This window comes from Sphingopyxis sp. GC21, from assembly GCF_025727575.1.
GTDB lineage: Bacteria > Pseudomonadota > Alphaproteobacteria > Sphingomonadales > Sphingomonadaceae > Sphingopyxis > Sphingopyxis terrae_A.
In genome coordinates this window covers 355,016-380,852 of the sequence record NZ_CP095845.1, presented here as the reverse complement: position 1 = coordinate 380,852, position 25,837 = coordinate 355,016, and the positions used below count along the sequence as shown (strand labels likewise).

The 25,837-nt window shown below is 66.1% G+C and carries 33 protein-coding genes and 1 tRNA gene; 7 read left to right on the top strand and 27 right to left on the bottom strand.

What is annotated here, in order from left to right; all coding sequences use genetic code 11:
* Nucleotides 1-192: 192 nt before the first annotated feature.
* From secA to MU856_RS01820, 3 genes are all read right to left on the bottom strand, one after another.
* Nucleotides 193-2,928 carry a preprotein translocase subunit SecA gene (gene secA / locus MU856_RS01830; protein WP_003052744.1) on the bottom strand — a complete coding sequence of 912 codons (2,736 nt, stop codon included), beginning with the start codon at nucleotides 2,926-2,928 and terminating at the stop codon, nucleotides 193-195.
* A gap of 106 nt (nucleotides 2,929-3,034) precedes the next feature.
* A complete protein-coding gene (locus MU856_RS01825) occupies nucleotides 3,035-3,295 on the bottom strand; it encodes a hypothetical protein (RefSeq protein ID WP_234180561.1) in 261 nt (86 codons plus the stop codon).
* A 116-nt stretch (nucleotides 3,296-3,411) separates the two neighbouring features.
* A complete protein-coding gene (locus tag MU856_RS01820; RefSeq protein WP_234180559.1) occupies nucleotides 3,412-3,795 on the bottom strand; it encodes a hypothetical protein in 384 nt (127 codons plus the stop codon).
* Between the two features lie 147 nt (nucleotides 3,796-3,942).
* Between MU856_RS01820 and MU856_RS01815 the strand changes: the two genes are divergently transcribed.
* Nucleotides 3,943-4,749 carry an SDR family oxidoreductase gene (locus tag MU856_RS01815; protein WP_234180557.1) on the top strand — a complete coding sequence of 269 codons (807 nt, stop codon included), beginning with the start codon at nucleotides 3,943-3,945 and terminating at the stop codon, nucleotides 4,747-4,749.
* A gap of 34 nt (nucleotides 4,750-4,783) precedes the next feature.
* Here MU856_RS01815 and MU856_RS01810 read toward each other — a convergent pair whose 3' ends face one another.
* The 6 genes from MU856_RS01810 to MU856_RS01785 all read right to left on the bottom strand — a co-directional run bounded on the left by MU856_RS01810 (nucleotide 4,784) and on the right by MU856_RS01785 (nucleotide 7,517).
* Complete coding sequence (locus tag MU856_RS01810; RefSeq protein WP_234180555.1) at nucleotides 4,784-5,467, bottom strand: fumarylacetoacetate hydrolase family protein; 684 nt, start codon at nucleotides 5,465-5,467, stop codon at nucleotides 4,784-4,786.
* 19 nt (nucleotides 5,468-5,486) lie between these two features.
* Nucleotides 5,487-5,702 (bottom strand): hypothetical protein, encoded by a 216-nt coding sequence (locus MU856_RS01805; protein ID WP_234180553.1) that lies wholly within the window; start codon nucleotides 5,700-5,702, stop codon nucleotides 5,487-5,489.
* Nucleotides 5,703-5,777: 75 nt separating this feature from the next.
* Nucleotides 5,778-5,854 (bottom strand) — tRNA-Arg (locus tag MU856_RS01800).
* Nucleotides 5,855-5,902: 48 nt separating this feature from the next.
* Nucleotides 5,903-6,370: a DUF1178 family protein gene (locus MU856_RS01795; RefSeq protein ID WP_234180551.1), complete on the bottom strand. Its 468-nt coding sequence runs from the start codon at nucleotides 6,368-6,370 to the stop codon at nucleotides 5,903-5,905.
* 3 nt (nucleotides 6,371-6,373) lie between these two features.
* Complete coding sequence (grxC, locus tag MU856_RS01790; protein WP_062767121.1) at nucleotides 6,374-6,634, bottom strand: glutaredoxin 3; 261 nt, start codon at nucleotides 6,632-6,634, stop codon at nucleotides 6,374-6,376.
* A 52-nt stretch (nucleotides 6,635-6,686) separates the two neighbouring features.
* The gene (locus MU856_RS01785) at nucleotides 6,687-7,517 is read right to left on the bottom strand and encodes a ComF family protein (protein WP_234180549.1); all 831 of its coding nucleotides are present in this window, start codon (nucleotides 7,515-7,517) and stop codon (nucleotides 6,687-6,689) included.
* Here MU856_RS01785 and MU856_RS01780 point away from each other — a divergent pair.
* A complete protein-coding gene (locus tag MU856_RS01780; protein WP_234180547.1) occupies nucleotides 7,516-8,364 on the top strand; it encodes a class I SAM-dependent methyltransferase in 849 nt (282 codons plus the stop codon). The two genes, MU856_RS01785 and MU856_RS01780, sit on opposite strands and share 2 nt — an antisense overlap.
* A 14-nt stretch (nucleotides 8,365-8,378) precedes the next feature.
* Here the strand turns inward: MU856_RS01780 and MU856_RS01775 are convergent, their stop codons facing one another.
* From MU856_RS01775 to MU856_RS01735, 9 genes are all read right to left on the bottom strand, one after another.
* Complete coding sequence (locus tag MU856_RS01775) at nucleotides 8,379-8,690, bottom strand: YdeI/OmpD-associated family protein (protein WP_234180546.1); 312 nt, start codon at nucleotides 8,688-8,690, stop codon at nucleotides 8,379-8,381.
* Between the two features lie 32 nt (nucleotides 8,691-8,722).
* Nucleotides 8,723-9,433 (bottom strand): head GIN domain-containing protein, encoded by a 711-nt coding sequence (locus MU856_RS01770; RefSeq protein ID WP_234180544.1) that lies wholly within the window; start codon nucleotides 9,431-9,433, stop codon nucleotides 8,723-8,725.
* 43 nt (nucleotides 9,434-9,476) lie between these two features.
* On the bottom strand, nucleotides 9,477-10,193 hold the full coding sequence (locus MU856_RS01765) for a head GIN domain-containing protein (RefSeq protein ID WP_263588269.1): 717 nt from the start codon (nucleotides 10,191-10,193) through the stop codon (nucleotides 9,477-9,479).
* 100 nt (nucleotides 10,194-10,293) lie between these two features.
* Entirely contained in the window at nucleotides 10,294-10,944 is a 651-nt protein-coding gene (locus tag MU856_RS01760) for an NrsF family protein (protein WP_058812418.1), read from the bottom strand.
* A 1-nt stretch (nucleotide 10,945) separates the two neighbouring features.
* On the bottom strand, nucleotides 10,946-11,467 hold the full coding sequence (locus MU856_RS01755) for a sigma-70 family RNA polymerase sigma factor (RefSeq protein ID WP_003052645.1): 522 nt from the start codon (nucleotides 11,465-11,467) through the stop codon (nucleotides 10,946-10,948).
* A complete protein-coding gene (locus MU856_RS01750) occupies nucleotides 11,464-11,922 on the bottom strand; it encodes a DoxX family protein (protein WP_234180540.1) in 459 nt (152 codons plus the stop codon). The genes MU856_RS01755 and MU856_RS01750 overlap by 4 nt, the downstream gene beginning before the upstream one ends.
* A gap of 1 nt (nucleotide 11,923) precedes the next feature.
* A complete protein-coding gene (locus tag MU856_RS01745; protein ID WP_234180537.1) occupies nucleotides 11,924-12,640 on the bottom strand; it encodes a DNA-binding domain-containing protein in 717 nt (238 codons plus the stop codon).
* Nucleotides 12,633-13,508, bottom strand: a complete 876-nt coding sequence (locus MU856_RS01740) for a DUF692 domain-containing protein (RefSeq protein ID WP_260833921.1) — start codon at nucleotides 13,506-13,508, stop codon at nucleotides 12,633-12,635. Before MU856_RS01740 ends, MU856_RS01745 begins: the two co-directional genes overlap by 8 nt.
* A 9-nt stretch (nucleotides 13,509-13,517) precedes the next feature.
* Entirely contained in the window at nucleotides 13,518-13,814 is a 297-nt protein-coding gene (locus MU856_RS01735) for a DUF2282 domain-containing protein (RefSeq protein WP_234180534.1), read from the bottom strand.
* 150 nt (nucleotides 13,815-13,964) lie between these two features.
* Here MU856_RS01735 and MU856_RS01730 point away from each other — a divergent pair, with 150 nt between their 5' ends.
* The 5 genes from MU856_RS01730 to MU856_RS01710 all read left to right on the top strand — a co-directional run bounded on the left by MU856_RS01730 (nucleotide 13,965) and on the right by MU856_RS01710 (nucleotide 18,819).
* On the top strand, nucleotides 13,965-14,441 hold the full coding sequence (locus tag MU856_RS01730; RefSeq protein WP_062900855.1) for a GreA/GreB family elongation factor: 477 nt from the start codon (nucleotides 13,965-13,967) through the stop codon (nucleotides 14,439-14,441).
* Nucleotides 14,438-14,617: a hypothetical protein gene (locus tag MU856_RS01725; protein WP_003052619.1), complete on the top strand. Its 180-nt coding sequence runs from the start codon at nucleotides 14,438-14,440 to the stop codon at nucleotides 14,615-14,617. The genes MU856_RS01730 and MU856_RS01725 overlap by 4 nt, the downstream gene beginning before the upstream one ends.
* A 9-nt stretch (nucleotides 14,618-14,626) precedes the next feature.
* A complete protein-coding gene (locus MU856_RS01720; protein WP_234180533.1) occupies nucleotides 14,627-15,799 on the top strand; it encodes an NAD(P)/FAD-dependent oxidoreductase in 1,173 nt (390 codons plus the stop codon).
* Nucleotides 15,800-15,947: 148 nt separating this feature from the next.
* Nucleotides 15,948-17,777: a DEAD/DEAH box helicase gene (locus tag MU856_RS01715; RefSeq protein ID WP_003052614.1), complete on the top strand. Its 1,830-nt coding sequence runs from the start codon at nucleotides 15,948-15,950 to the stop codon at nucleotides 17,775-17,777.
* Between the two features lie 64 nt (nucleotides 17,778-17,841).
* On the top strand, nucleotides 17,842-18,819 hold the full coding sequence (locus MU856_RS01710) for a quinone oxidoreductase family protein (protein ID WP_234180532.1): 978 nt from the start codon (nucleotides 17,842-17,844) through the stop codon (nucleotides 18,817-18,819).
* A 31-nt stretch (nucleotides 18,820-18,850) separates the two neighbouring features.
* On the opposite strand, the gene fghA is transcribed toward MU856_RS01710, so the two are convergent.
* The 9 genes from fghA to MU856_RS01665 form a co-directional block, all read right to left on the bottom strand.
* Entirely contained in the window at nucleotides 18,851-19,699 is an 849-nt protein-coding gene (fghA, locus tag MU856_RS01705; protein WP_263588268.1) for an S-formylglutathione hydrolase, read from the bottom strand.
* Nucleotides 19,696-20,199: a prolyl-tRNA synthetase associated domain-containing protein gene (locus tag MU856_RS01700; protein ID WP_062900860.1), complete on the bottom strand. Its 504-nt coding sequence runs from the start codon at nucleotides 20,197-20,199 to the stop codon at nucleotides 19,696-19,698. The genes fghA and MU856_RS01700 overlap by 4 nt, the downstream gene beginning before the upstream one ends.
* A gap of 14 nt (nucleotides 20,200-20,213) precedes the next feature.
* Nucleotides 20,214-20,594: a VOC family protein gene (locus MU856_RS01695; RefSeq protein ID WP_003052600.1), complete on the bottom strand. Its 381-nt coding sequence runs from the start codon at nucleotides 20,592-20,594 to the stop codon at nucleotides 20,214-20,216.
* A 55-nt stretch (nucleotides 20,595-20,649) separates the two neighbouring features.
* Nucleotides 20,650-21,522 (bottom strand): formyltetrahydrofolate deformylase, encoded by an 873-nt coding sequence (purU, locus tag MU856_RS01690; RefSeq protein ID WP_062900861.1) that lies wholly within the window; start codon nucleotides 21,520-21,522, stop codon nucleotides 20,650-20,652.
* A gap of 1 nt (nucleotide 21,523) precedes the next feature.
* Complete coding sequence (locus tag MU856_RS01685) at nucleotides 21,524-21,910, bottom strand: VOC family protein (RefSeq protein ID WP_003052594.1); 387 nt, start codon at nucleotides 21,908-21,910, stop codon at nucleotides 21,524-21,526.
* Nucleotides 21,911-21,928: 18 nt separating this feature from the next.
* Nucleotides 21,929-23,041 (bottom strand): S-(hydroxymethyl)glutathione dehydrogenase/class III alcohol dehydrogenase, encoded by a 1,113-nt coding sequence (locus MU856_RS01680; RefSeq protein ID WP_062900863.1) that lies wholly within the window; start codon nucleotides 23,039-23,041, stop codon nucleotides 21,929-21,931.
* Nucleotides 23,042-23,147: 106 nt separating this feature from the next.
* On the bottom strand, nucleotides 23,148-23,537 hold the full coding sequence (locus MU856_RS01675; RefSeq protein ID WP_234180529.1) for a hypothetical protein: 390 nt from the start codon (nucleotides 23,535-23,537) through the stop codon (nucleotides 23,148-23,150).
* An 81-nt stretch (nucleotides 23,538-23,618) separates the two neighbouring features.
* Entirely contained in the window at nucleotides 23,619-24,998 is a 1,380-nt protein-coding gene (locus MU856_RS01670; RefSeq protein WP_234180527.1) for an L-serine ammonia-lyase, read from the bottom strand.
* 171 nt (nucleotides 24,999-25,169) lie between these two features.
* Nucleotides 25,170-25,784, bottom strand: coding sequence for a superoxide dismutase (locus MU856_RS01665; protein ID WP_234180524.1), 615 nt, complete (start codon nucleotides 25,782-25,784; stop codon nucleotides 25,170-25,172).
* Nucleotides 25,785-25,837: the final 53 nt, after the last annotated feature.

The window sequence follows — 25,837 nt, the reverse complement described above, 5'->3', positions numbered from 1 at the left end:
TCCACGCAACAGCTACGCCAACCGCGCACGATAAACGCGGCGCCCTGTTCCGACCTGCTACGTCGCCCGGCGGCTACGCGGCCACCAAGCTTATGGGAAAGATGCTAATCGCGCCGCCGCGCGATGGCAAGCGGCCTCGTCACGGCGCGAAGGGCCGCGCGCACCGGCGCGCGGCCCCGCCGTCCTATGCCGTCAAAGCTGCCCGTGGCAGTGCTTGTACTTGCGGCCCGAACCACAGGGGCACGGCGCGTTGCGGCTGATCTCCAGCGCGGCATAGGGATTTTCGCCTTCGGGAAGATCGGGGCGCGGCACCTGCATCGGCGGCAGCGTGTCGGCGATCACGCCCAGCGATCCGCCGTCTATATCGGCACTGTTGTCCTCGCCCGTGAAGGGATCGATGTGCGTCGTCAGGAAGTCCGGCAGGTCGGGTAACGGCATCGGTTCGGGTTCCTGGAACTGGAAATCGATCCGCGCCACGGTGCGCGTCACATCCTCGCGGATATTCTGCAGCATCCGTTCGAACAGCCCGAAAGCCTCGGCCTTATATTCGTTGATCGGCTGCTTTTGCGCATAGGCGCGCAGGAAGATCGCCTGCCGCAATGCGTCAAGCGTCGCGAGATGGTCCTTCCAATGATGGTCCAGCGTCTGGAGCAGGATCGACTTTTCGATACCGCGCCAGCTTTCCTGGTCGACTTGCGCCGCCTTTTCGGCGGCGGCCGCGTCGGCCATCTGCTGGATGCGCTCCTCGAAGATTTCGGCGTCGACCGCATCTTCCTGCATCCATTCATCGAACGGCGGGCTGAGGTCGAGGATGTTCGCCACCCGCTCCTTCATCGCCTCGATGTCCCATTGCTCGGGATAGCTGCCCGGCGGGCACGCATCGGCGACGATCGCATTGACCGTTTCGGCACGCATCGCCGTCATCGCGTCATCGACCGTTTCGCTGTCGATGATCTCGCCGCGCTGTTCGTAGATCACCTTGCGCTGGTCGTTCATGACGTTGTCATATTCGACCACCTGCTTGCGGATGTCGTAGTTGCGCGCCTCGACCTTCTTCTGCGCGGTCTCGATCGCCTTCGACAGCCACTTCGATCCGATCGCTTCGCCATCCTCGAGATTCTTGTTCATCATCTTGGCGAACAGCGTGTCGGGACCGAAGATGCGAAGCAGATCGTCGTCGAGGCAGAGGTAGAATTTCGACAGGCCGGGGTCGCCCTGACGGCCGGAACGGCCACGCAGCTGGTTGTCGATGCGGCGGCTTTCGTGGCGCTCGGTGGCGAGCACGAACAACCCGCCGGCGGCCTTCACCGCCTCTCGCTCGGCGGCGACTTCCTCGCGGATTCGCGCCTCGGCGGCGTCGCGTTCGGCGCCTTCGGGCATGTCCTTCAGCTCGTCCTCAATGCGGAATTCTTCGCTGCCGCCGAGTTTGATGTCGGTGCCGCGGCCCGCCATGTTCGTCGCGATCGTCACCGCGCCGGCGCGGCCGGCCTGCGCGACGATATGCGCTTCGCTTTCATGGAAGCGCGCGTTGAGGACGCTGTGCGGCACGCCTTCCTTTTCGAGATAGGAGGACAGAAGCTCGGACTTCTCGATCGACACCGTGCCGACCAGCACCGGCTGGCCGCGCTCGTTCGCATCGCGGATCGTGCGTGCGATCGCGCCGAACTTGTCGGTGATATTCTTGTAGAATTCATCTTCCTCATCGATGCGCGCGATCGGGCGGTTCGTCGGGATGGTGACGACGTTCATCTTGTAGATTTCGAAGAATTCGGCCGCCTCGGTCGCCGCGGTGCCGGTCATCCCGCTCAGCTTGGGATACATGCGGAAATAATTCTGGAAGGTGATCGAGGCGAGCGTCTGGTTTTCGGGCTCGATATTCACGCCCTCCTTCGCCTCGACCGCCTGGTGCAGGCCGTCGGACCAGCGGCGGCCATCCATCATGCGGCCGGTGAATTCGTCGATGATAACGACCTTGCCGTCCTTGACGATATAGTCGGTGTCGCGGCGGAACATCACGATGGCTTTCAGCGCCTGGTTGACGTGATGGACGACCTGCGTGTTCTCGATATCGTAGAGGTTGCTGCCCTGGAGCAGCCCGGCGTTTTCGAGCAATCGCTCGACATGCTCGGTGCCTTCTTCGGTCAGGCTGATCGACTTCGCCTTTTCGTCCTTCTCATAATCCTCTTCGCCGAGCTGAAGGACCACTTCGTTGACGCGGATATAGAGTTCGGATTTGTCGTCGGTCGGGCCGGAGATGATCAGCGGCGTACGCGCTTCGTCGATCAGGATCGAATCGACTTCGTCGACGATGCCGAAATTGAACGGGCGGTGGACCATCTGGCCGCGGTCATATTTCATGTTGTCGCGCAGATAATCGAAACCCAGCTCGTTGTTCGTCGCATAGGTGATGTCGCTGTTATAGGCGGCGCGGCGTTCGGTTTCGTTGAGGTTGGGAACGATGATCCCGGTCGTCAGCCCCAGAAAGCCATAAACGGTGCCCATCCACTCGGCGTCGCGGCGGGCCAGATAATCGTTCACGGTGACGACGTGAACGCCCTTGCTCTCGAGCGCATTCAGATAGCAGGGCAAAGTGGCCATCAGCGTCTTGCCTTCGCCCGTCGCCATTTCGGCGATTTCGCCGCGGTGGAGGACGATGCCGCCAATCATCTGCACGTCGAAATGGCGCATGCCGAGCGTGCGCTTTGCCGCTTCGCGAACCGTCGCAAAGGCTTCGGGCAGGATGTCGTCGAGCGTTTCGCCGGCATCGAGCCGGGCGCGGAACTTCGGGGTCTGCGCCTTCAATTCCTCGTCGCTCTTCGCTTCCATTTCGGGCTCGAAGGCGTTGATCTTGGCGACGGTCTTGCGGATCGAATTGACGTAGCGGTCGTTGGACGAGCCGAACAGGCTCTTGGCAATGCTGCCGAACATGGCGGATTTCCTTGGATTATCGAAAAGGGTGGCGGACGCGCCGCACGAATATGCAGAAAAAGGCCCCGATCATCGGAGCCTGGCCCGTCAGGGCAATGCCGAAAGGCTATTCGAGCGCGCGGTCGCTGCCGGTGAGGAGGCCGGGAAGATGCGGCGGAGCCGCCTTGCGCGGCTTGCCGCTACCGCCGCTCGTCGTGCGGCGGGTCGGGGCCGTCGTGGTCGGTCGGCGTTCGCTATCGGTCGCCTCGGCCTTGTTCGCGCTTTCGGCGAGCAGGACCAGCGACCCCATTGCCACGGGCGTGGCAGGCGCCGCCATCGCCCGGTCCGCAGTCGCGAAGCCGGTGAGCAGCGCCAAAAGGGTCAGCAATAACCGCAAGAATCGCCCCTATTCCAATCCAACGCGCCGCATATAGCGCGCTGGTGCATGAACATAGGGTGAAAGGAGGCGGACGTCCAGAGGCGGCGCAACGACGTGCGACGCCCTCACGCGCCGCCCGATGGGCAATCCGTGACCACCGGCCCCTTCGTCTTGGCCTTCATATCGATCGAATCGACGCGCATCGTGATGTGGCTGGACCGGAAGAATTCGGGCGAGGTTTCGCAGAAGCCCGTGACGAGGGCGTCGGAAACCTGTTGCGGCGTTGCGTCGGCCCGCCATCCGTCGGGTCCGGTGACCGTAATCACCAGCGTATTGTCTTCGGCGTCCACGGCTTGAATCTGGATACCGCCCTCGAATACCGTCCCGATTGTCGTGCGCATGGCCGCGACATAGTCGCCGATCGTCGGCGCGGCATTCGGAGCCTGTGCGGTTGCAGCCGTTGGGATCGAAACGACCGCCAGTGCGGCGGCCAAAAACAGCCTGTTCATCGTCTGACACTCCCCTGCGACCCCACTTGCTCCATATCGCCGCGCGCATCGCTGTCAAAGCCCGTTTGCGCCGGGCGCCGCGATTGCGCTTGACGGGCGCGTCAACTTCGCCTGTTCTCTACTGACAAACATGTCAGGGAGGACGGGATGGCACGGAAGGCGATATTCATCACCGGCGGCGGATCGGGCATCGGCCGTGCCACCGCGCAATATTTCGCGGCGCAGGGTTGGTTCGTCGGGATCGCCGACGTCAACAAACAGGGCATCGACGAAACCGCCGCGCTGCTTCCCGAAGGCGCCTCGTCGCGCCATGTCATGGACGTACGCGACCGCGACCAATGGAAAGCTGCCCTTGCCGAATTCGCAGCCGCGAGCGGCGGTCGCCTCGACGTCCTGTTCAACAACGCCGGTATCGGATCGGGCGGCCAGTTCCTCGACATGCCGCCCGAAGAGGCGGACCGGCTGATTGCGATCAATTTCGGCGGCGTCGTCAACGGCATCTACATGGCGATGCCGTTGCTGCGCGCGACCCCCGGATCGGCGATCCTCAACACCGGATCGGCGTCGGGCTTCTATGGCGTCGCCGGGCTTGCCGTCTATTCGGCGACGAAGTTCGCGGTGCGCGGGCTGACCGAGGGGCTGGAGATCGAGTTCGCCAAATACGGGATCAAGGTTCGCTCGCTGATGCCCGGCTTCATCGACACGCCTTTGCTCGATCAGGTCAGCGCCGACAGCAACGAGCCGGCCCGCGACCGCCTGTCGGCGAGCGGTTTCGAAATCTCGCCGGTGCAAGATGTCGCAAAGGCAGCGTGGGATGCCGTTCACGGCGACCGCGTGCATGTCCCCGTCGGCAAGATGGCGCGCCGCCTCGGCCCCCTCGCGCGCTTCTTCCCCGGCCTGATCGCCAAGCAATCGAAAAAGATCGACGGCCTCGGCGGCGCCGCGGCGCACTGACGCGCTGGTCGGCTTTCCGGCTGTGCCGAAACCTTTATAGAAAGCGGTTGGCGATGGTCCCGACGCCATCGACACCGCCTTCGACGACATCGCCCCGGACGATACGGCCCACCCCCGCGGGCGTGCCGGTGTAGATCAGGTCGCCGGGCCGCAGTTCGACATAGGCCGACAGCTCGGCAATGATGTCGGCTACCGGCCAGATCATGTCGGCGATGTCGCCCTCCTGCCGCGCCTCGCCATTGACCGACAGCCAGATCCGCGCGCTTGCCGGATGACCGACCGCGACCACGGGGACGATCGGCGACAGCACGGCGCTGTGGTCGAAACCCTTCGCCATGTCCCAGGGCCGCCCGCCCGCCTTGGCCTCGGCCTGAAGATCGCGGCGCGTCAGGTCGTTGCCGACGGCATAGCCGAAGACGTGCGACAGAGCGTCGGCCGCCGCGATATTCGCACCGCCTTTGCCCAGCGCCACCACCAGCTCGATCTCGTGATGCAGATTGTCGGTGCGCGGCGGCATCGCGATGTCGGCGGTCGCTCCGACCAGCGCGTCGGCGGGCTTCGAAAAGAAGAAGGGCGGCTCACGCGTCGGATCGCCGCCCATTTCGCGCGCATGATCGGCGTAATTCTTGCCGACGCAAAAAATACGGCGAACCGGAAAGCGATCGGCGCTGCCGGCAATCTCGGCAGTAGGTGCTGCAACGGCAAATGGCAGGGTCATGAAAAGGGCGTCCTCGATATCAGGAAGACGGATAGAGCGCCGCGCGACACTTGCCGAGGTCGGCGCCCGCAAGGCCGCCTTCCCTCACCGCATTCCACGGGCTGCCCATCTTGTCTTCGGGGCGATACCAGAAGCCATAGAGCTTGCCGTTCGCCGCGACCAGCGTCGCCGCGCCGGCGACTACAAAGTCACCCGCCGCGCCCTCTTCCAGCCGCCCGGTGGCAATCGTCTGCACGAAGCGCGCAGAACGGCGTCGATCGTCCCGACCGTTCTCATAATCTAAATGATTATATCAATCTCATATCGCATGTGGTGCGCCCGACAGGATTCGAACCTGTGGCCCCCAGATTAGGAATCTGATGCTCTATCCTGCTGAGCTACGGGCGCGTCGGCGCTCGTTTAGCGGGGCAAGGCGCGCAGCGTCAATCGGCGCGGTCAGTTGATCGCGCCGGGCGGCGCGATCGGGACGAGGAGTGGCATGGCGGCGATCCCGTCGTCATGCAGCGCCTGCGCCTCTTCGGGCGAGGTTTGTCCGTGGATCAGGTTTTCGGGCGCGCGGCCTTCGTGCATCGCACGCGCGGCATCGGCAAAATCGCGTCCGACCCAGCGCGACTGCGGCAACATCTCGGCCTGCTTCGCGGCAATCGCCGCCAGGACGGTGCGGACCATTTCGGCGGACGGCGGCGCATCGGGTGCCGGTGCGGGTGTCGGCGCGGCGACCGCCTGCTGGTTCGACTTGGCGCCGATGCGCGGCGCCATCACCGCCTTCTTCACCCGGCTATCGCCGCACACCGGACAGGCGATCAGGCCGCGGGCCTGCTGGTCGGCGAAGCTGTCGCTGCTCGCGAACCAGGCCTCGAACCGGTGATCCCCGGCGTCGCAGCAGAGATCGAAGACAATCAAGGGTCAGCCCGCGCCGAGCAGCGGGTCGAGCCCACCCCGCGCATCGAGCGCCGCCAGATCGTCGCTGCCGCCGATATGCTGGCCATCGATGAACACCTGCGGCACCGTGCGGCGACCGCCAGCCCGTGCGACCATCGCGTCGAACCCGGCGCGGTCCATCGTCACGTCGATCTCCTCGAACGCGGCGCCCTTGTTCTCGAGCAGCGCCTTCGCCCGCGTGCAATAGGGGCAGAGGAATTTGGTATAGACTTCGATCCTGGCCATGGGACTGATTTCATCCTTTCACCGCTGCATATCGGAATCGAGCGCCGCAAAGTCAAATGGCGCGGCATTGACCGGCACGTCGTGGACGACGCGCGCCCAGCAGAGCGCCGACACGCGCGCGCAGCGTCGCCCCGCTCGCATGCACATCATCGATGAGAATGAGATGCCGGCCCGCGGCGCGCGTCTTGGCATCGGGCGCCAGCGCAAAGGCCCCCGCAACGATCTTCTCGCGCTCGCGGCGCCCCTTGCCGCGCAGTGCCGCGGTCGCCTTGCGCCGGACGAGCAGATGCGGATCATGCGCCGCGCCGGTGAGCCGCGCCAACTCGTCGGCGATCAGCGCCGCCTGATTGAAGCCGCGCGACCAGAGCCGCCAGCGGTGCAACGGAACGGGCACGAGCAGCGGTTCGGCTTCGCCCGCCAGCGCCTCGAAAGGCCGCGCCATAAGGCGCGCCATCAGCCGGGCATGGCCAAGGCGCCGTCCATATTTGAGCCGTAGCGCCACCGTCCGTGCGACGGGCCCATAGGCCAAAGCCGCTGGCGCGCCGTCGAACGGGGGCGGATCGGCCAGGCACGCCCCGCATTCGCTCGCGACGCCGGGGAGCGCCGTCGGCAGCGGCACCGAACAGCGGGCGCACGAAGGGCCATCCAGAAAATGCAGCGAATTCCAGCAATCGAGGCAGAACTGCCCGACCTCACCCACTACCAGGCCGCACCCCGGACAACGCGGCGGCAGCGCATAATCGAGCAGCGCCGTGCCCAGTCGGCGAATGCCGCGCGACAGAGCAGGTGCCGCCGGCGCCGGCGCATCATCCTCGCTGTCTTCGGCCATCGTCGCCATCGGCCTCTTGTGAAACATCGCGCCCGGCGGCACAAGCGCGCCCATGTCGCAGCCGCCGTCGCTCTTTTCCGCCGCCCGCCACCGCGCCCAGCGCGACCGGCTGGCGCGCCTGCCCCCCGACGCCAATTTCCTTGCTCCAATCTTGGCTGAAACGCTTCTCGACCGGCTGGACATGGTCACGCGCGACTTCGACCGCATCTTGCTGATCGGCGCCCACGATGCGGCGCTTGCCGATGCGCTGCGCGCGCGCGGGCGGGCGCTCGACCTCTTCGAGGCCGGACCGCGGCTCGCCGCGGCGACCGGCGCGATGGTGGGTGAGGTCGATGCGATCGACCTGCCGCTCGGCCAATATGATCTGATCGTCTGGCCCGGCGGTCTCGACGCCGTGAACGACGTTCCGGGTGCGCTTGTACGGCTGCGCGCGCTGCTGGCGCCCGATGGCCTGCTGCTCGGCGCCTTTGTCGGCGACGGCAGCCTGCCGCGCCTGCGCCGTGCGACGATGGCAGAGGGCGTGCGCACCATCGCGCGGATGCATCCGCAGATCGACCTTGCGGCGATGGGCAATCTGCTCCAGCGCACCGGCTTTGCGTTGCCCGTCGTCGATGTCGAGGCGCTGACCGTGCGCTATGCGGCGCTGCCGGGGCTTGTGCGCGATCTGCGCGCGGCGGGCCTCACGAGCCGCCTCACGCCGACGCCGCTGCCGCTGACACGCGCCGAAGCTGCGCGCATCGCGGCCGCCTTTTCCGAAGGCGCCGACCCCGACGGCCGCATCGCCGAGCAATTCCGTATCATCCATTTCAGCGGCTGGGCGCCGCACCCCGACCAGCCCCGTCCCGCCCGCCGCGGCAGCGGCACGGCGTCGCTGATCGACGCGCTGTCTCCCCGGCCCTAGGTCGGCCGCTCAGCCTAGCGCGCCTTCGCCTTGCCGTCGATCAGCACCGCCTGTTGCCACCGGCTTGGCGCCTTGTCGGTGCGGTGGATGCACCCCGCCCAGCAGCAGGGGCGCTTCTTGCCTTCCTGCAACTCCTCGACGGTCCGGCCGATGCGCCGGGCGCGCGTCGGCGCCTGCTTCGCATCTTCCACCCAGCAGATGAATTCATTGCGCCCGAGCGGCGTCAGCCCTTGCCACAGCGCGAAGACCGCCGGATCGGCGCATATCGCGGCCTGCATATCGTCGGCCGCCTGATGCACGGTGCCCTGAAGAAAATCATCGCTCACGCCAGCGTCCCTTCCGTGTCCCGCCGCGCGCCCTAGCGCGCCCTGCCGCACGCCACCGTGCCGGTGCCGACGTTGCGCACGGTGCAGACGGGGCGCCCCAGCACCACGGTCTTGCCGCTGCCGCGCGTGGTGATCGCGGCCGATTTGACCGCGTTGAAGATATGGTCGCCCGTCCCTTCGCTGTCCGAAATCAGTCCGTCGACCGCCAGCTTGCCGGCATCGACGACTCCCGAACCCGATAGCGTCATCTGCGCCTGCTTCGCCTTGCCGGCGAGCGTCAGCGTGCCGTTGCCGATCATCGCGACCGCCAACCGGTCGGTATCGACCGCGTCGACGCTCAGCTTGCCCGGACCGCGCAGTCCGAGTGCGACGCGCTGGCCCTTCATCCCGTCGATGTGAAGCGACCCCGCACCGACCAGCGTTGCCGATTGCAGCGTCGCGGCGTTGATGCGGAGCAGCACCGCGCCCGGCGAACTGCCGCGGCGGTCGTCACCCGCGAACTGGCGCATCCCGATCACCAGCCGTCCGTCGCGATTTTCGACGGTCAGCCGGTCGAGCGCATCCTGCGATCCCGTTGCCACGGCGCTCACCGGCGCGCGTGCCACCACCTCGACATCGACATCGGCGCCGACTTCGATCGCCGCGAAACTGGTGAGGCCGAAGCGCTTTTCGGCGGCGTGCGCCGACGCAGCGGACAAGAGGGCGGTCGCCGCGATCGCGGCCCATCGCATGATGCTGGTCATGCCGCTGCCTTAACCGGTTCGCGGCGGCGGCACCAGCGCGCGATCATTTGCAGGTTGCGGTTCCCGATCCCATTTCGCGCGAGGTGCAGGTCGCGCCACCGGTCAGCGTCACATCGCCCGACCCCAGGATATTGATCGACGCGGTGCCGCTCGCCTGTCCTTCGACATTGCCCGATCCCGCGACCGACACGTCGAGCGTCTGCGCCGCAAGCCCCTTGGCATCGACGTCGCCCGATCCGGTCACGCTGATCGCGCCCGAATTGACCGTACCGCCGCCGATATCGACGTCGCCAGACCCCGAGATCGCGATTTTAGCGCTCTGTCCGGTCATCTTCGCGACCTTGAGGTCGCCCGATCCGGTCACCGTCGCCTCCAGCGCGTCGCCATCGACGCTGTCGGCGTCGATCGAACCCGATCCGGTCAGGCGCAGCATCGACAGTTTCGGCATGGTGATGCTGATCTCGACACCCTCATGGTCGCGCCCGCCGAAGCTGAAGCCGTCGCGCTTGCGGCCGATCGACAATGTCGAGCCGTCGGTCACGATCTCGAGCTGGTCGAGCTCGCCTTGCGGCCCCTTGGCCGTGATGGCGAAGGCGTCGCCCTGGCGAATCGTGACATCGTCGGGGCCGGTGACCTTGACGCCGGTGAAGCCGTTCAGCGCGAAGCCGCGGGTGGTAACCGGTCCCGCATCGCGGGCACCCGACTTGCTGTCCTTGTCGCTGTCGATCGTGAAAGATCCGCCACAGGCCGCGGTCGCCATCACAAGCGCCAGCGGCAAAACGCCAATCAACCGGTTTCGCATCATCAATCTCCTCTGTATTAGTCGCCTAACACAGAGAGGACACACTGTCCAGTCCGTCCTACCAGCGCAGCAGCGGCGGCAGGATCAGGCGCCCGGCAATCGCCGACAGGATGACGACAAGCCCGTGCCACAGCGCGATATGGACCATATTGTCCGACGAACAATGAAGCGCGAGCACCGCCGCACCCGCCGCACCTGCCGCGACCCCGACAACCCAGCCGGCGCGTTCGAGCGAGGTCGGGGCACCGCCCTTCAACCACGCGAACAGCGCGGCTCCGACCCCGAGCCCGGCAACCAGTCCGTCGAGCGTGCAGCGCATCCCGCCGTGCGGGTCCATCCCGTGCATCGCCGCATGGGTATCGCCCAGCCCGACGACGAGCGCCGTCAGCGGCAGCGCGAGCGCCGCGAGCCCGGCCCAGCGCCACCCGCTATAGTCGCGCCCGACTCCGGGCAGCCCCATGCGCAAGGCGCTCCAGGTTGCGGCCAGTCCCAGCGCGACGATCAGCCAGAAGGCGAACATCGGCATCGGCGCCATAGAGGCACCATGAGCCAGATCGTGCCGCATCCCCAGCAGCCACAGCAGGGTGCCGCCGCCGATCAGCCACGCCGCCGCGGTCCAGGCCCCGCCGCGCAGCAGCCGGCGCGGCCGGATCGGCTTCAGATCATCGGCCAGGCCGTCGATCAGATCGTCGATCGATACGTCCGTCATGTCATTCGCTTTCAATATATTGGCTGAGCTTTTTCAAGCCGCGATGAATATTCACCTTCACCAGCGATTCGCTCTGCCCGCAAATCCGCGATGCCTCGGCGATCGACGCGCCCTCGATCTTGACCAGCGTGATCGCCTGCGCCTGTTTCGGCGGCAACAGCGCGAGCAGATGATCGAGGCTGAGCCGCGCATGCACCGCTTCGTCCTCGGCGCCCACGGCGGCGTCATTGTCGCCGAGCTCGGCCTCGTCACGCTGGCGGCGCAGCATGTCGATCCAGCGATAGCGCGCGATGGCGGCGAGCCACGGCAGAAAGGCGCGATCGCTGTCCCAGGTCGCCAGCTTGCGATGCATCGACACCAAAGTTTCCTGAATCAGATCGTCGACCTGATGCGGCGCGATCCGCCGCGCGAAATAGCGCGCGAGCCATGTCCGGCAATCGCCGAGCAGCGCGCGATAGGCCGCACGATCCCCCCGCTGCGAAGCGGCCATCAGGCGCGCGAGCGAAGGTTCGTCGAGGCTCATTTCCCGCGCATCCTAACAAGCAAGGCGTCGAGGGAAAACAGGCCGCCGCCGCGCACGATCAGGATCGCGGCCATCGCGGTCCACAGCGAATGGACCGGCCACCACGCGTCTGGAAAGACGAATATCTGGATGACGAGCGTCATCACCAGCAGCGCGCCCGCCGAAAAGCGGGTGGCAAGGCCGATGATCAACAGCGCAGGGAAGATATGCTCGGCCCAGGTCGTCAGCGGCACCGCGATCGATGCGTCGAGCGGCAGGCCGGAAAATTCGTTGCGGAACAGATCATAAGTGTTGGGATCGATGGTAAGGAAGCTCCCTTCGATCACCTTCGTCTGCCCCGATCGCCAGAAGACGCCGCCCAGCGCGACGCGCAGCAACAGCAGGGCGACACTTTCGGCGAGCCGGCCCGAAACGATCGCCACGCCGCGATCGTAAAATGCGACAATCTGCTTCATGCTATCCTTCTTCCTGCGCCGTTTCGAGCGCCCCGGCGGCAATCAGCGACGCGATCGCCGCGCCGCCGCCCGGATGCTTTTCGGCAAGAAGCGCGATCAGGTTACGCAGCGGGCCGAAATCATCGGCCAGCGCCAGCGCCGCGGCTTCGGCAGGGGCAAGCGCGTGAACGCGCACCTCCGCATCGGGCCGGGCGAGGAGCACGAGCCGTGCCGCCGCGAGCGCGGGGTCGAGCGCCGCCGCTGCATCGCTCGACAGGCGGACGATCCGCGCGGCGGGATGCCGCCGGACCGCCAGCGACAGCAGCGCCGCCTCGCTCTGCCCCGCCAGTTCGGCCAAGGTCAGCGCGGGCGCGTCCGCGGCGTGATAACATTCGAGCCACGCCCATTCGATCCGGGCGAGGTCCTGCGCGGGCGGCGGTGCTTTTACGCGCAGCCAGTCGGCAAAGCCGGCGCCGATATCGGCCAACGCCCGACGCCGCGCGCCGTTTGTTTCGACATAATACCGCGACAGCCGGTTGAATGTTTCGGCGCCCAGCAGATCGCGGCATAGCGGAAACGTCTCCTCCAGCGCGACGAGCCGCGCGTGCGAGATCGTATTGGCATGGACGCGCAGCCCGCGCAGGATCTGCGCCGGATCGCCCGCGAACAGCCAGTCGGGCAAATGGTCGGGCCCGCCGTTGATCGCCGCGGTGATGGCGGCCTGATCGCGCTCAAGCATCGGCGGTGACGGGTGAACAGGCCGCGATGAGCGTGTCGGCGCGCACGGCTTCGGCGTGTAGCACCGCATAATCCGGAACGTCGCTGTCCCATTCGACGAGCACCGGCGTCGGCCCTGCCCGGTGCAGAAAGCGGTCGAGCAAAGTCCAGCAGGCCGCGCCGACCGGCGATCCATGATCGTCGATGGCGATCGTGCCGCCGTCGCCATCGGGCTTTACCGCATGGCCCGCCACATGAATTTCGCCGACCAGCCGCGGGTCGAATGCGTCAAGCCAGGCTTCGGGGTCGCGATCCAGATTATGGGCGGAAACGAGAATGTTATTGATGTCGAGCAACAGGCCGCAGCCGGTCCGGCGGCACAGTTCGTGCAGGAAATCGACCTCGCACCAATTGCTTGCCGCAAAGGCAAGATAGCACGACGGATTTTCGATCAGGATCGTGCGGCCGAGCCGGTCCTGCACGCGCGCCACTTCGCCCGCTAAATGCGCGAGCGCGGCGCTGGTATAGGGCATCGGCAACAGGTCGGGAAATTTGTCACCGGGGCCGTTGCTCCAGCTCAGATGGTCCGACACCATGGCAGGCACATAGCGCGCGCACAGCGCCGCCAGCGCATCGATCTCGCCGCGATCGACGCCCCCCGACGACCCCAGCGACAGGCCGACCGAATGAAAGCTGAGCGGCATATGCTCGGCGACCGCGGTCAGCCAGCGATGCGGGGGCCCGCCCGGGCCGAAATAATTCTGGGGGTGGATTTCGGCCCAGGCGGGTGCCGTGCCCGCCTCCACCGCGGCAAGAAGCGCGGCATAATGCTGAGATTTCAGTCCTATGCCGGCGCGTCGGGGTAGCCGGGGGGTAGTGGAGGCGGACACGGCGGGGGCTCAGCTCTTCTTTTGCGGCACCGGCTTGGCATCGCCCTCATGCGCGGTCAGCGTGCCGCCCATCTTGACGCAGGTGCCCGCCGGAACCGACTTCCAGGCATTGCCCTGATAATTGACGGTCGAGGTACCGGCGCAGCTCGTGCCCGGGCCGGCGGCGCAATCATTCTTGCCCTTCAGCGCGACGCCGAAGCATTTTTCGGTCGCTCCGGCCGCAGCAGCGGTTCCCGGCGCCATCGCGCCGGCGGCCATGGCCAGAACGGCCGAAGCGGCCAGCGACAGTTTCACGACATTGCTCATTCTTCACTCCATTCACAACAAAGGGGGATGCGGGGGGATGGCATCGAAGGGAAATTCGCCGCGCCGCCCGGCAAGGTTACAGCGCGCCATCTTGTCGCCACCTTCGCACGGCAAAGGAGCCTTTCCCCTCCCCGATACCGAGAGAGAAACGTGAGCGTAGCGTTCCGCCGCGAAAGCGATGACGAACATATGGAACCGGTCTTCGAATGGCCGATCCCGCCGGGCGCCAATCTGGTAACCCCGCGCGGACACCGTCTGCTCGGCGAAGAATTCGCGCAGATCGAAGCCGCCATCGCGGCGGCGGAAACCGACGATGCGCGCAAGAAATTGCAGCGCCGCCAGCGCTATGTCGCCACGCGCCACGCGACCGCGGAGGTGCAGGCCGCGCCCGCGGACGGGATCGTCGGGGTCGGCAGCGCGGTACGCTATCGGCTCGCAGGTACCGAGCGCGCCGTGACGATCGTCGGGCATGACGAAGCCGATCCGGCGGCAGGGCGGATCGCCTTCACCGCGCCGCTCGGCCGCGCCCTGATGGGCGCCGAGGTCGGCGAGAACGTCGAATTCCAGGGCCGCGAGGATGCCATCACCGTCCTTGCCGCCGCGCCCGATGCGGAGGAAATGGCATGAAGGACAAGTTCGAACGCCACAAGCAGCCGTGGACCGCCGCCGAAATCGACAAGCTCCACACGCTGGCGAAAAAGGGCATGGCGCTCAAAGCCATCGCCAAGGCCCTGACGCGGAGCGAAGAGTCGGTAAAAATCCGGGCCAAGGCCGACGGCCTGTCGATCGCAAAGCTGCGCTGACCACCCCGCATGACCGCCACCGATTATGATGCCATCGTGCTGGGTGCCGGCGCGGCCGGGCTGATGTGCGCCGCGGTCGCGGGGCAAAGGGGTCGCCGCGTTCTCTTGCTCGACCATGCCGAGCAGGTGGGCAAGAAAATCCTGATCTCGGGCGGCGGCCGCTGCAATTTCACCAATATCCATACAGCGCCCGACCGCTATATTTCAGCGAATCCGCATTTCGCCAAATCGGCGCTCGCGCGCTACACGCCCGCCGATTTTATCGCGCTGGTCGATGCCTATGGCATTGCGCATCACGAAAAAACGCTCGGCCAACTGTTCTGCGATGGGTCGGCGAAACAGATCGTCGCGATGCTGCTCGAGGAATGTGCAAAGGGCGGCGTCGAAGTCCGCTGCGGCCAGCCGGTGCGCGCCGTCAAGCATGCGGATGGCATCTTCTCCGTCGACTTCGGCGACCGGCATGTCCGCGCGCCCAACCTCGTCATCGCTACCGGCGGCCCATCGATCCCGAAGATGGGTGCGACCGGCTTTGCTTACGATCTGGCGCGCCAGTTCGGCCTGAAAATCGTCGAGCCGCGCCCCGCGCTCGTCCCGCTGACGCTCGGCGGTGACGATGTGTTGTTCCGCGAACTGTCGGGCGTCGCAACCCCGGTCGAGGCGCGCGCGGGCAAGGCGGCGTTCCGTGAAGCGGCGCTGTTCACCCACAAGGGTCTGTCGGGTCCGGCAATCCTCCAGATCAGCAGCTATTGGCGTCCCGGCGATCCGGTGACGATCGACTTCCTGCCCGCCGCCACGCCCGGATGGCTGATCGACGCAAAGCGCGCGCGTCCACGCGCCACGCTCGCCGCAACGCTGCCCCTGCCCGATCGGCTGGCGCAGACGCTCGCCGAGCGGCTGGAGTTGGCCGGCGAGCTCGGCGCGCAAACCGACCGCAGGCTTGCCGATGCGGAGGCGCGGCTCGCGCGCTGGACCTTCCATCCGAACGGCACCGAAGGCTTTGCCAAGGCCGAGGTGACGGTGGGCGGCATTTCGACCGCGAATCTTTCGTCGCAATCAATGATGGCCAAAAGCGTGCCGGGACTGTATGCGGTCGGCGAAGCCGTGGACGTCACCGGGTGGCTGGGCGGCTACAATTTTCAATGGGCCTGGGCCAGCGGATACGCGGCGGGTCAGGCCCTTTAGGAAAAAAACCCAGATATTTCTTCGTCATGCCGAACGGGGTTCGGCATCCATGACCAGTGTTTCGATCGCGGGCGACAGACCCCGGGACGCAGACTGGGCAGCGAGGACCAAACAGCGGCGCCTTTGCTGCACAGGATAGAAGAATAAAATGCCTTTTGAAAATCTCTCGCCCGTCCTTGCGGACGCCCTTGCCGCGCGCGGCTATGAAGGACTAACCCCCGTCCAGACCCACGTCGTCGAAGCCGAAGCTGTCGGCCGCGACCTGCTCGTCTCGGCGCAGACCGGATCGGGCAAGACCGTCGCCTTCGGCCTCGCCATGGCGGGCGAATTGCTGGAGGATGGGCGCCTGCCGTTCGCGGCCGCGCCGCTGGCGCTGATCATCGCCCCGACACGCGAACTCGCGCTGCAGGTCAGCCGCGAACTGAGCTGGCTCTACGCGAAGGCCGGCGCGCGCATCGCGACCTGTGTCGGCGGCATGGATGCAAGCCGCGAGCGCCGGATGCTCAGCCAGGGCGTGCACATCGTCGTCGGTACCCCCGGCCGCCTGCGCGACCATCTCGAACGCGGCGCGCTCGACCTCGAATCGCTGCGCGTCGCCGTGCTTGACGAGGCCGACGAAATGCTCGACATGGGCTTTCGCGAAGACCTTGAGGAAATCCTCGACGCGACCCCCGAAACGCGCCGCACTTTGCTCTTTTCGGCGACGATCCCCAAGCCGATCGCCCAGCTTGCCAAACATTATCAACGCGACGCGCTGCGCATCTCGACCGTCGGCGAAGATCGCGGCCACGGCGACATCGCCTATCAGGTCGTCACCGTCGCCCCCGCCGATATCGAGGGCGCGGTCGTCAATTTGCTGCGGTTGCACGAGGCCGACACGGCAATGCTGTTCTGCGCCACGCGCGACAATGTCCGCCGCCTCCACGCCAGCCTCCTCGAACGCGGCTTCGCGGCGGTGGCGCTGTCGGGCGAGCACAGCCAGTCCGAACGCAACCACGCGCTGCAGGCGCTGCGCGACCGCCGCGCACGCGTCTGCGTCGCGACCGACGTCGCCGCGCGCGGTATCGACCTGCCGAGCCTCAGCCTCGTCATTCACGTTGAAATCCCGCGCGATGCCGAAACGCTTCAGCACCGCTCGGGCCGCACCGGTCGCGCGGGGAAAAAGGGCACCGCCGTGCTCATCGTCCCCTATCCGCGCCGCCGCCGCGTCGACGGTATGCTGCGCGGTGCGAAGATCGACGCGCAGTGGATGAACGCGCCGACGGCGACCGACGTGCGCGCGCGCGACAAGGAACGGCTGATCGAGGCGCTGCTCGCGCCGGTCGAACATGAGGCTGATGACATCGAACTCGGCCAGCGCCTGCTCGCGGAGCGCAGCGCAGAAGACATCGCCGCCGCGCTCGTCCGCGCGCACCGCGCGACGATGCCGCCGCCCGAAGATCTGATCGATAACGGCCCGCGCCCGCGCGGCGAGCGCCCCGAACGCGGTGAGCGTCTCGAGCGCGCCGATCGTGGGGCGGACCGCGAACAGTTCGACGACAGCGTCTGGTTCCGGCTCAACATCGGCCGCCGCCAGAACGCCGATCCGCGCTGGATCCTGCCGCTGCTCTGTCGCCGCGGCCATGTGACCAAGCACGAAATCGGCGCGATCCGCATCGGCCCCAACGAAACGCTGTTCAACATCCCGCTCGCGATCGCCGATCGCTTCGCCGAAGCCGTGTCGCGCACCGCGAACAAGGATGGCGAAGACGATAGCGGCGTCGCCATCACCCCGGCGCCCGAAGGCAGCACCTATCCGCCGCGCCGCGACACGCGCCCCCATAAGGGCGGGCGCCGCGACGCTGGCCCGCGCCACGACGGCCCTCGCGGCGACGGTCCGCGCAAACCGCGCGGCCCCGGCGCCCCCGGCGGCGGCACCGACCGTTACAAGCCCAAACCCTACGGCCAGCGCAACCCGCGCAAGACCGGGAAATATTAAGGCGTAGAGCCCTTGCGCCCTCTCCGCCGCCGTCCCAAATCGGGCGAACAGCAGGAGAGGACGCATGGAAGCGGTTGAAGCCTTTATCGAGAAGCAGGGCGGTCCCGACGTCATCCAGTGGCGCAGCGTCACGCTCGGCGCCCCCGGGTCGGGCGAGGTGCTGGTCCGCCAGACCGCTGTCGGGCTCAATTATATCGACGCCTATCATCGCGACGGCACCTACCCGGTCGACCTTCCTGGCGGTCTGGGGCTCGAGGCGGCGGGCGAGATCGTGGCGATCGGTGCCGACGTCCACGGGCTGAAGCCCGGCGACCGCGTCGCGACCTTCGGCCCCCGCCGCACGGCCTATGCGACCGCGCGGCTCGTCCCCGCAGCCGCGCTGTTCAAGCTGCCCGCGGCGGTCGACGACGAGACCGCCGCCGCCGCGCTGCTCAAGGCCTGCACGGTCGAGGCGCTCGTCGAACGCTGCGCCAGGGTCGAGGCAGGCTGGCCGGTGCTCGTCCACGCCGCCGCCGGCGGTGTCGGTCTGATCCTCGTCCAATGGCTGAAAGCCGTCGGCGCCACCGTGATCGGCACCGTCAGCACCGCAGCCAAGGAACAGGCCGCGCGCCACGCCGGCGCCGACCATGTTATCCGCTACCGGGACGAAGATGTCGCCGCGCACGTCCGCGAAATCACCGACGGCCAAGGCGTTCCCGTCACTTTCGACGGCATCGGCATGGCGACCTGGGCGACCTCGCTCGAGGCCACAGCGCGCCGCGGGCTGATCGTCAGCTACGGCAATGCCGGCGGGCCGGTGACCGGCGTCAATCTCGGCATCCTGGCGCAGCATGGGTCGCAGTTCGTCACGCGCCCGACCTTGTTCGACTATTATCTCGATCCCGGCGAACGCGCCGCCGGCGCCGCGCGCGTGTTCGAGATGCTCGAAAGCGGCGCGGTCGCGGTCACCATCGGTCAGCGCTACCCGCTCCGCGACGCGGCTCGCGCACACGAAGATCTGGAAGCGGGCCGGACCACGGGGTCGACGCTGTTGATGCCCTGATCTTTGCCGCTTGCGGGCGGGAGGGGAGCGACTAAACCTTCGACCGTTCGGCGTGCCAGCCGATATGCTCGGCCATGAAGGTCGAGATGAAATAATAGCTGTGGTCATAGCCCGGCTGCATGCGGATTTCGGCTTTCTGCCCCGCCTTCTCGCACGCCTCGACCAGCAGATGCGTCTTGAGCTGATCTTCCAGGAAGCTGTCCGCCTCTCCCTGATCGACGAGCAAGTCGGCAACGCGCGCGCCGCCTTCGATCAGCGCGCAGGCGTCATAGTGACTCCACGGCTCGCGGTCGGCACCGAGATAGTTCGACAGCGCCTTTTCGCCCCACGGGCATTGCAGCGGCGCGACGATCGGCGAAAAGGCCGAGACCGAGCGGAAGCGGTCGGGCGTGCGCAGCGCCACCGTCAGCGCGCCATGGCCACCCATCGAATGACCGCTGATCCCCTGCCGCGTCATGTCGGCCATCGGGAAATTGCGCAGCACCACCGACGGGAGCTCATCCTCGATATAGGAGCGCATGCGGTAATTCTTTGCCCATGGCGCCTCGGTCGCATCCACATAGAAGCCGGCGCCGAGTCCGAAATCCCATGCGCCCTCCGGATCGTCGGGCACGCCCTCACCGCGCGGACTCGTGTCGGGAGCTATGAAGATGATGTCATGCTGCGCGCAGGCGGCGCGATATTCGCCCTTTTCCATCACATTGGCATGGGTGCAGGTCAGCCCCGACAGATACCACAGCACCGGCAGCTTCGCGCCCGGCGCATGATCGGGAACGAACAGCGCAAAGGTCATGTCGGTGCCGGTGGTGTCGCTGGCATGGCGATAGACGCCCTGCGTGCCGCCATGGCTGCGATTGGTCGATAGCGTTTCGAGGGTCATGGATTGTCCTGCACGGGTATGGAAGCGATCAACGGCTCATGCCCCCAATGACGCAAGAGGTCGAGGATGGTTGCGCCCGCAAGGCCGATGGTTCCCGTGTTGCGCAGCGGATGGACGTTGACGCGCTCCGCAGCCGCAAGCCCGGCATCGAGTACCACCGTGATGGTTCCCGGTGCGGCGTTGATCGCGGCAAGCGGCGTCACCGATCCCGGGGCGATGCCGAGCAGCCGCTGCATGTCGTCGGCCTTGCCGAAGCTCACGCGCTTGCATCCGATCGCGGCGGGCAGCGCTTTCAGGTCGACGCGCGCTTCGCCCGGCACGGTGACGAGCCAGAAGGCCCCGCCCGTGTCCTTCAGAAACAGATTTTTGGTGTGCGCGCCGGGAATCGCAGCATTCACCGTGTCGCTTTCGGCGACAGTGAACACCGCGACATGCTCGTGCGCGGTGAAGGGGATGGCGAGCGCATCCAGATCCGCCAGCAATCCCGCCTCACCGCGCATAAGCCCTCAGAAAGTCAGACGACGCGGTGCAGCGCGCACAGCTTGTTGCCCGACGGATCGCGCAGATAGGCGAGGTACAGGCTGCCGAAGCCGCCTTCGCGCACGCCCGGCGGGTCTTCGATCGAAGTGCCGCCCGCGGCGACGCCGGCGTCATGCCACGCCTTCGCCTGCTCGGGCCCTTCCATCGCGAAACCGATGGTGCAGCCATTGCCCGCAGTCGCTGGCTGGCCGTCGATCGGTGCCGTCACCAGGAACAGTCCGCCATTGTGCATGTAGATAAGGCGCCCCTTGTCATCGACGATGCCCGGCTTGCCGCCGATCGCCTGAAAGGTCGCGTCGTAGAATTTCTTCGATGCGTCGAGGTCGTTCGATCCGACCATATTGTGACTGTACATCGCCCTTGGCTCCTCCTGATTTGGTTGCGAATCGGGACTTATCCTGTTCGCGTGACTAACGGAAGACCACCGTCTTGCGTCCGTCGATCAACACCCGCTGTTCGGCGACCCAGCGCACCGCGCGCGCGAGCACCTGCGCCTCGACATCGCGGCCGATACGGATCAGGTCGTCGATCCCGTCGCGGTGGTCGACACGCTCGACCGCCTGCTCGATGATCGGGCCTTCGTCGAGGTCGCTCGTCACGAAATGCGCCGTCGCGCCGATCAGCTTCACCCCGCGTTCGTGCGCGCGATGATAGGGCTTGGCGCCCTTGAAGCCGGGCAGGAAACTGTGATGGATGTTGATGCAGCGCCCCACGAGCTTCGCCGACAGATCGGCCGAAAGCACCTGCATATAGCGTGCGAGCACCAGATAATCGGCGCCGCCGCGTGCCATGACGTCCAGCATCGCGGCTTCCTGTTCGGCGCGGTTCGCGGCGCTGACGGGCAGGTAGTGGAACGGCACCCCGTGCCATTCGGTCAGGCGGCGCAAATGGTCGTGGTTCGACACCACGCCGACGATGTCGATCGCCAGATTGCCCGTCGACCAGCGGTGCAACAGGTCGTTGAGGCAATGGCTGCCCTGCGACACGGCAATCACGAAGCGCGGCTTGGCCCCCGCGTCGCTGATCCGCGCTTCCAAAGCGAACCGCTCGACGATCGGCGCGAAGGCCGCGCGCACCGCGTCCAGCGTCTGCGGAAAGCGCGGACCTGCGCCGCGAAATTCGACGCGCATGAAAAAGCGCCCCGAATCGAGGTCGGCATATTGCTGGCTGTCGAGGATGAAGCCGTCGGTTTCGGCAAGCAGCCCCGTCACCGCCGCGACGATGCCCACCGCATCGACGCAGCTGAAGGTCAGGACGAAAGCGGCCGGACGTTCGGTCGTCATGTCAGCCCGAAATCTTGTGGAATGCGCACAGCTTGTTGCCCGCCGGATCGCGCAGATAGGCCAGATACAGCACCCGGCCTTCGGTCGCGTTGCGAATGCCCGGCGGGTCCTCGGCGCTCGTCCCGCCATTGGCAAGGCCCGCGGCGTGCCACGCATCGACCGCCTCGGGCGAGGCCGCGAGCAGGCCGAGCGTATGGCCGTTTCCGCACGCCGCCGCTTCGCCATTCACCGGCTTGGTGATGACGAGCCGTCCGCCGTCATGCGCGTAGATCAACCGGCCACGCTCATCGACGCGGCCGACGGGGATGCCGAGCGCACCAAGCGCCGCATCGTAAAAGCGCTTGGTCGCCGCAATATCGTTGGCGCCGAGCGTGACATGGCTGAACATGCTGCGCGTCCTTCCGCGTCAATACACGACAACGCTGCGGATGCTTTCCCCCGCATGCATCAGGTCGAAGCCCTTGTTGATCTCTTCCAGCCCCATGACGTGGGTGATCATCGGGTCGATCTCAATCTTGCCCTGCATATACATGTCGACGATCTTGGGCACGTCGGTGCGGCCCTTGGCGCCGCCGAAGGCCGTGCCGCGCCAGTTGCGGCCGGTGACGAGCTGGAACGGCCGCGTGGAAATCTCCTTGCCCGCCTCGGCGACGCCGATGATGATCGAGGTACCCCAGCCGCGGTGGCAGGCTTCCAAGGCGATGCGCATCACCTCGGTATTGCCGGTGGCATCGAAGGTGTAATCGGCGCCGCCGTCGGTCATCGCGACGATCGCCGCGACGACATCCTCGCGGCTCATGCCCTTCGAATTGAGGAAATCGGTCATGCCGAACTTGCGGCCCCATTCTTCGCGATCGGGGTTGATGTCGACACCGATGATCTTGTTCGCACCGGCCAGCCGCGCGCCCTGGATGACGTTGAGGCCGATGCCGCCGAGCCCGAAGACGACGACATTGTCGCCGACCTGCACCTTCGCGGTGTTGATCACCGCGCCGACGCCGGTGGTCACGCCGCAGCCGATGTAGCAGCTCGACTGGAACGGCGCGTCCTCGCGGATCTTCGCAACCGCGATCTCGGGCAGCACGGTGAAGTTCGAGAAGGTCGAGCAGCCCATATAATGGAAGATCGGCTGGCCCTTGTACGAGAACCGCGTCGTGCCGTCGGGCATCAGCCCCTTGCCCTGCGTGGCGCGGATCGCGGTGCAGAGGTTGGTCTTGCCCGAAAGGCAGCTTTTGCACTGGCGGCATTCGGGGGTGTAGAGCGGGATGACATGGTCGCCGGGCTTCACGCTCGTCACGCCCGCGCCGACCTCACGCACCACGCCCGCACCCTCATGTCCCAGTACGCTCGGGAAGATGCCCTCGCTGTCGAAGCCGTCGAGCGTATAGGCATCGGTGTGGCAGATGCCCGTCGCCATGATCTCGACCAGCACCTCGCCCGCCTTCGGGCCTTCCAAATCGAGTTCGACGATTTCGAGCGGCTTCTTCGCTTCGAATGCGACGGCGGCGCGGGTCTTCATGGCAGGTCTCCTTCTCGCCGCTCCAATCAGGCAAAGCGCCCGGCAATGCAAGATACTGCAGATCCTCCCTGCTGCGAAGCCGTGGGGAGGTGGCAGCCCGCCGCCATCAAGCGACTTGCGGGCCGTTGGCCAACAATGGTCTCCAGATGAGGTCGAGCCGTTCGACGGTCGTATCGGTCAATTCGTACATCTCGGAAAGCGAAGCCTCCGTCGCTTTGACCAGATCGCGACCGCCCTCGGTGCCGAGAAAGCGTCCGGAGTGCGTATACTGAAACTTCCACCCAGCTTGCGGAATTGACTCTGCGGCGCGGATCGAAATCCACCGATCACCCCAGACCGTCAGAGCCACGATCTGCCGTTTGCGCACCTTGAATGTAACTTCCACCCGCTCTTCGGTCTTTCCATCGCGAAGCTCGATGAAGCGCTCAATTATCGGAGTTGCGTTACGATGCTTGAGCGCTTTTCCACGGCGTTTAAGGCAATCAAGCACGTCCAATAGGAATGGGCAGTCTGACCTTTCGAGCATCTCGCCTTTTAGCAAAAAAGGTTCAGTGCGCTAGCAGCCAACAGTTGAAGCTCAACACTCCACCACACTGACCGCCAGCCCGCCCTTCGACGTTTCCTTATATTTATCGCGCATGTCGCGGCCGGTCTGCAGCATCGTCGCGATCACCGTATCGAGGCTGACGACATGGGTGCCGTCGCCGATCATCGCGATGCGGCTCGCGTCGATCGCCTTGATCGCGCCCATCGCGTTGCGCTCGATGCACGGGATCTGGACCAGCCCGCCTATCGGATCGCAGGTGAGGCCGAGGTTGTGCTCCATGCCGATCTCCGCGGCATTTTCGACCTGCGCGTTGGTGCCGCCGAGCGCCGCGGTCAGCCCCGCGGCGGCCATCGAGCAGGCGACGCCGACCTCGCCTTGGCAGCCGACCTCGGCGCCCGAGATGCTGGCGTTGCGCTTGTAGAGCGCGCCGACCGCGCCCGCGGCGAGCAGGAAGGTGCGCACCCCCGCCGCGTCGCCGCGATAGCTGCGCCGGTAATAGCGGATCACCGCCGGGATGATCCCCGCCGCGCCATTGGTGGGCGCGGTGACGACCTTGCCGCCCGCGGCATTTTCCTCGTTCACCGCCATCGCCCACAGGTTGATCCAGTCCATCATCGCCATCGGGTCCGACAAATTGGCTTCGTGCCGTTCGCGGATGTCGGCGGCGATCTGCGGCGCGCGGCGCTTGACCTTGAGGCCGCCGGGCAGCGTGCCGGTGCTGCAACAGCCCGCATCGATCGAGGCGTCCATCGCCGCGGCGATCTGGTCGAGCCCCGCCTCGACCTGTTCGGGGCTGCGGTGCACCAGCTCGTTGTCGAGCATCATTTCGGCGAAACTCTTGCCCGACGCCGCGCCCATGTTGAGGAGGTCGGCGCCCGAGGTGAAGGCGAAAGGCAGCGCCACTTCGTCCTCGGCCCCGCGGCTGTTGCGCCCCGCCTCCTCCTCGTCGACGACGAAACCGCCGCCGATCGAGAAATACATGCGCTTGGCCAGTGTCTCTCCGTCACCATCGCGCGCGGTGAAGCTCAAGGCGTTGCTATGAAAAGGCTGGCGCTGCTTCATCTGGAAATGCAGGTCGCGCGCCGGCTGAAAGCGGACGCGCTGGCGGCCGAGTAGATAAAGAAAGCCCTCATTCTCGGCGCGGTCCCAATGCGCCTTGATCGCGGCGAGGCTGGTTTCGGCCGGGATTTCGCCCGCCAGCCCGGCGACCACTGCGGTATCGGCCGCGTGCCCCTTCCCCGTCAGCGCAAGCGAGCCATAGAGATCGGCCTCGACATGCGCCGCCTTGCCGAGCAGGCCGCGTTCGTCGAGCCAGACGGTGAAGCGCCGCGCCGCAACCATCGGTCCGACAGTATGCGAGCTCGATGGCCCGACACCGATTTTGAAAAGTTCGAAGAGGCTGATCGTCATGCCGCGCCTATAGGCGAGGAAATAGCCTTATGACAGAAGCCAATGCCTTGACGTCTAAAGCCGTGTCCCCCCGCGAAGGCGGGGGTCCATCATCCGTGGGCGAAAAATAGCACCGACCGGAGATGGGTCCCCGCATTCGCGGGGACGCACGGCCTTTTCTTTGACGGGAAATTACGCCGGATAAGTCCAAGCACCGTCGCGCGCCAGATTCTCAGCGGCGAAATCCCAGTTGAGCAGCTCGTCGACCACCGCGTCGACGTAGGCCGGACGCAGATTCTTGCGGTCGATGTAATAGGCATGTTCCCACACGTCGATGACGAGCAGCGGCTTGATACCCGCGGTCACTTCGGTGCCGGCGTCATGCGTGTCGGTGACCGACAGCTTGCCGTCCTTGGCGACCAGCCACGCCCAGCCCGAGGCGAAATGGTTGACCGCCGTGTCCTTCAGCTTCTTCTTGAGATCGTCGAGCGACCCAAAGTCGCGGTCGATCGCCGCGGCGAGATCGCCCGACGGGGCGGTCTTGGTCGGTAACAGGCAGTTCCAGTAGAAAGCGTGGTTCCACGACTGGGCGCTGTTGTTGAACAGCCCCTTGTTGCCCGACCCTTCGGCATGGTGGATGATTTCTTCCAGGCTCTTGCCGGCGAGGTCGGTGCCTTCGATCGCGGCATTGGTCTTGTCGACATAGGCCTTGTGATGCTTGCCATGATGCGTCGCGAGCGTGTCGGCCGAAATATGCGGCGCCAGCGCGTCCTCGGCATAGGGCAGCGGCGGAAAAGCGATTGTCATGGCAGTCTCCTTTTTTGGTGTTCGGGGGTGTAACTCGGTATGTTTGACGCGAG

Bases quoted from the DNA above. Each gene is read 5' to 3' on its own strand.
- MU856_RS01760 (WP_058812418.1), bottom strand. From the start codon at position 10,944: ATGACGGACGTATCGATCGACGATCTGATCGACGGCCTGGCCGATGAT.
- MU856_RS01780 (WP_234180547.1), top strand. From the start codon at position 7,516: ATGTCGCAGCCGCCGTCGCTCTTTTCCGCCGCCCGCCACCGCGCCCAG.
- purU (WP_062900861.1), bottom strand. From the start codon at position 21,522: ATGACGACCGAACGTCCGGCCGCTTTCGTCCTGACCTTCAGCTGCGTC.
- MU856_RS01725 (WP_003052619.1), top strand. From the start codon at position 14,438: ATGAAGGACAAGTTCGAACGCCACAAGCAGCCGTGGACCGCCGCCGAA.
- MU856_RS01715 (WP_003052614.1), top strand. From the start codon at position 15,948: ATGCCTTTTGAAAATCTCTCGCCCGTCCTTGCGGACGCCCTTGCCGCG.
- MU856_RS01680 (WP_062900863.1), bottom strand. From the start codon at position 23,041: ATGAAGACCCGCGCCGCCGTCGCATTCGAAGCGAAGAAGCCGCTCGAA.
- MU856_RS01755 (WP_003052645.1), bottom strand. From the start codon at position 11,467: ATGAGCCTCGACGAACCTTCGCTCGCGCGCCTGATGGCCGCTTCGCAG.
- MU856_RS01685 (WP_003052594.1), bottom strand. From the start codon at position 21,910: ATGTTCAGCCATGTCACGCTCGGCGCCAACGATATTGCGGCGACCAAG.
- MU856_RS01765 (WP_263588269.1), bottom strand. From the start codon at position 10,193: ATGGCGACCGCGGCCTGTGGCGGATCTTTCACGATCGACAGCGACAAG.
- MU856_RS01810 (WP_234180555.1), bottom strand. From the start codon at position 5,467: ATGACCCTGCCATTTGCCGTTGCAGCACCTACTGCCGAGATTGCCGGC.
- MU856_RS01745 (WP_234180537.1), bottom strand. From the start codon at position 12,640: ATGCTTGAGCGCGATCAGGCCGCCATCACCGCGGCGATCAACGGCGGG.
- MU856_RS01770 (WP_234180544.1), bottom strand. From the start codon at position 9,433: ATGACCAGCATCATGCGATGGGCCGCGATCGCGGCGACCGCCCTCTTG.
- MU856_RS01750 (WP_234180540.1), bottom strand. From the start codon at position 11,922: ATGAAGCAGATTGTCGCATTTTACGATCGCGGCGTGGCGATCGTTTCG.
- MU856_RS01670 (WP_234180527.1), bottom strand. From the start codon at position 24,998: ATGACGATCAGCCTCTTCGAACTTTTCAAAATCGGTGTCGGGCCATCG.
- MU856_RS01720 (WP_234180533.1), top strand. From the start codon at position 14,627: ATGACCGCCACCGATTATGATGCCATCGTGCTGGGTGCCGGCGCGGCC.
- MU856_RS01785 (WP_234180549.1), bottom strand. From the start codon at position 7,517: ATGGGCGCGCTTGTGCCGCCGGGCGCGATGTTTCACAAGAGGCCGATG.
- secA (WP_003052744.1), bottom strand. From the start codon at position 2,928: ATGTTCGGCAGCATTGCCAAGAGCCTGTTCGGCTCGTCCAACGACCGC.
- MU856_RS01700 (WP_062900860.1), bottom strand. From the start codon at position 20,199: ATGCGCGGTGAGGCGGGATTGCTGGCGGATCTGGATGCGCTCGCCATC.
- MU856_RS01820 (WP_234180559.1), bottom strand. From the start codon at position 3,795: ATGAACAGGCTGTTTTTGGCCGCCGCACTGGCGGTCGTTTCGATCCCA.
- fghA (WP_263588268.1), bottom strand. From the start codon at position 19,699: ATGACCCTCGAAACGCTATCGACCAATCGCAGCCATGGCGGCACGCAG.
- MU856_RS01695 (WP_003052600.1), bottom strand. From the start codon at position 20,594: ATGTACAGTCACAATATGGTCGGATCGAACGACCTCGACGCATCGAAG.
- MU856_RS01710 (WP_234180532.1), top strand. From the start codon at position 17,842: ATGGAAGCGGTTGAAGCCTTTATCGAGAAGCAGGGCGGTCCCGACGTC.
- MU856_RS01735 (WP_234180534.1), bottom strand. From the start codon at position 13,814: ATGAGCAATGTCGTGAAACTGTCGCTGGCCGCTTCGGCCGTTCTGGCC.
- MU856_RS01815 (WP_234180557.1), top strand. From the start codon at position 3,943: ATGGCACGGAAGGCGATATTCATCACCGGCGGCGGATCGGGCATCGGC.
- MU856_RS01665 (WP_234180524.1), bottom strand. From the start codon at position 25,784: ATGACAATCGCTTTTCCGCCGCTGCCCTATGCCGAGGACGCGCTGGCG.
- grxC (WP_062767121.1), bottom strand. From the start codon at position 6,634: ATGGCCAGGATCGAAGTCTATACCAAATTCCTCTGCCCCTATTGCACG.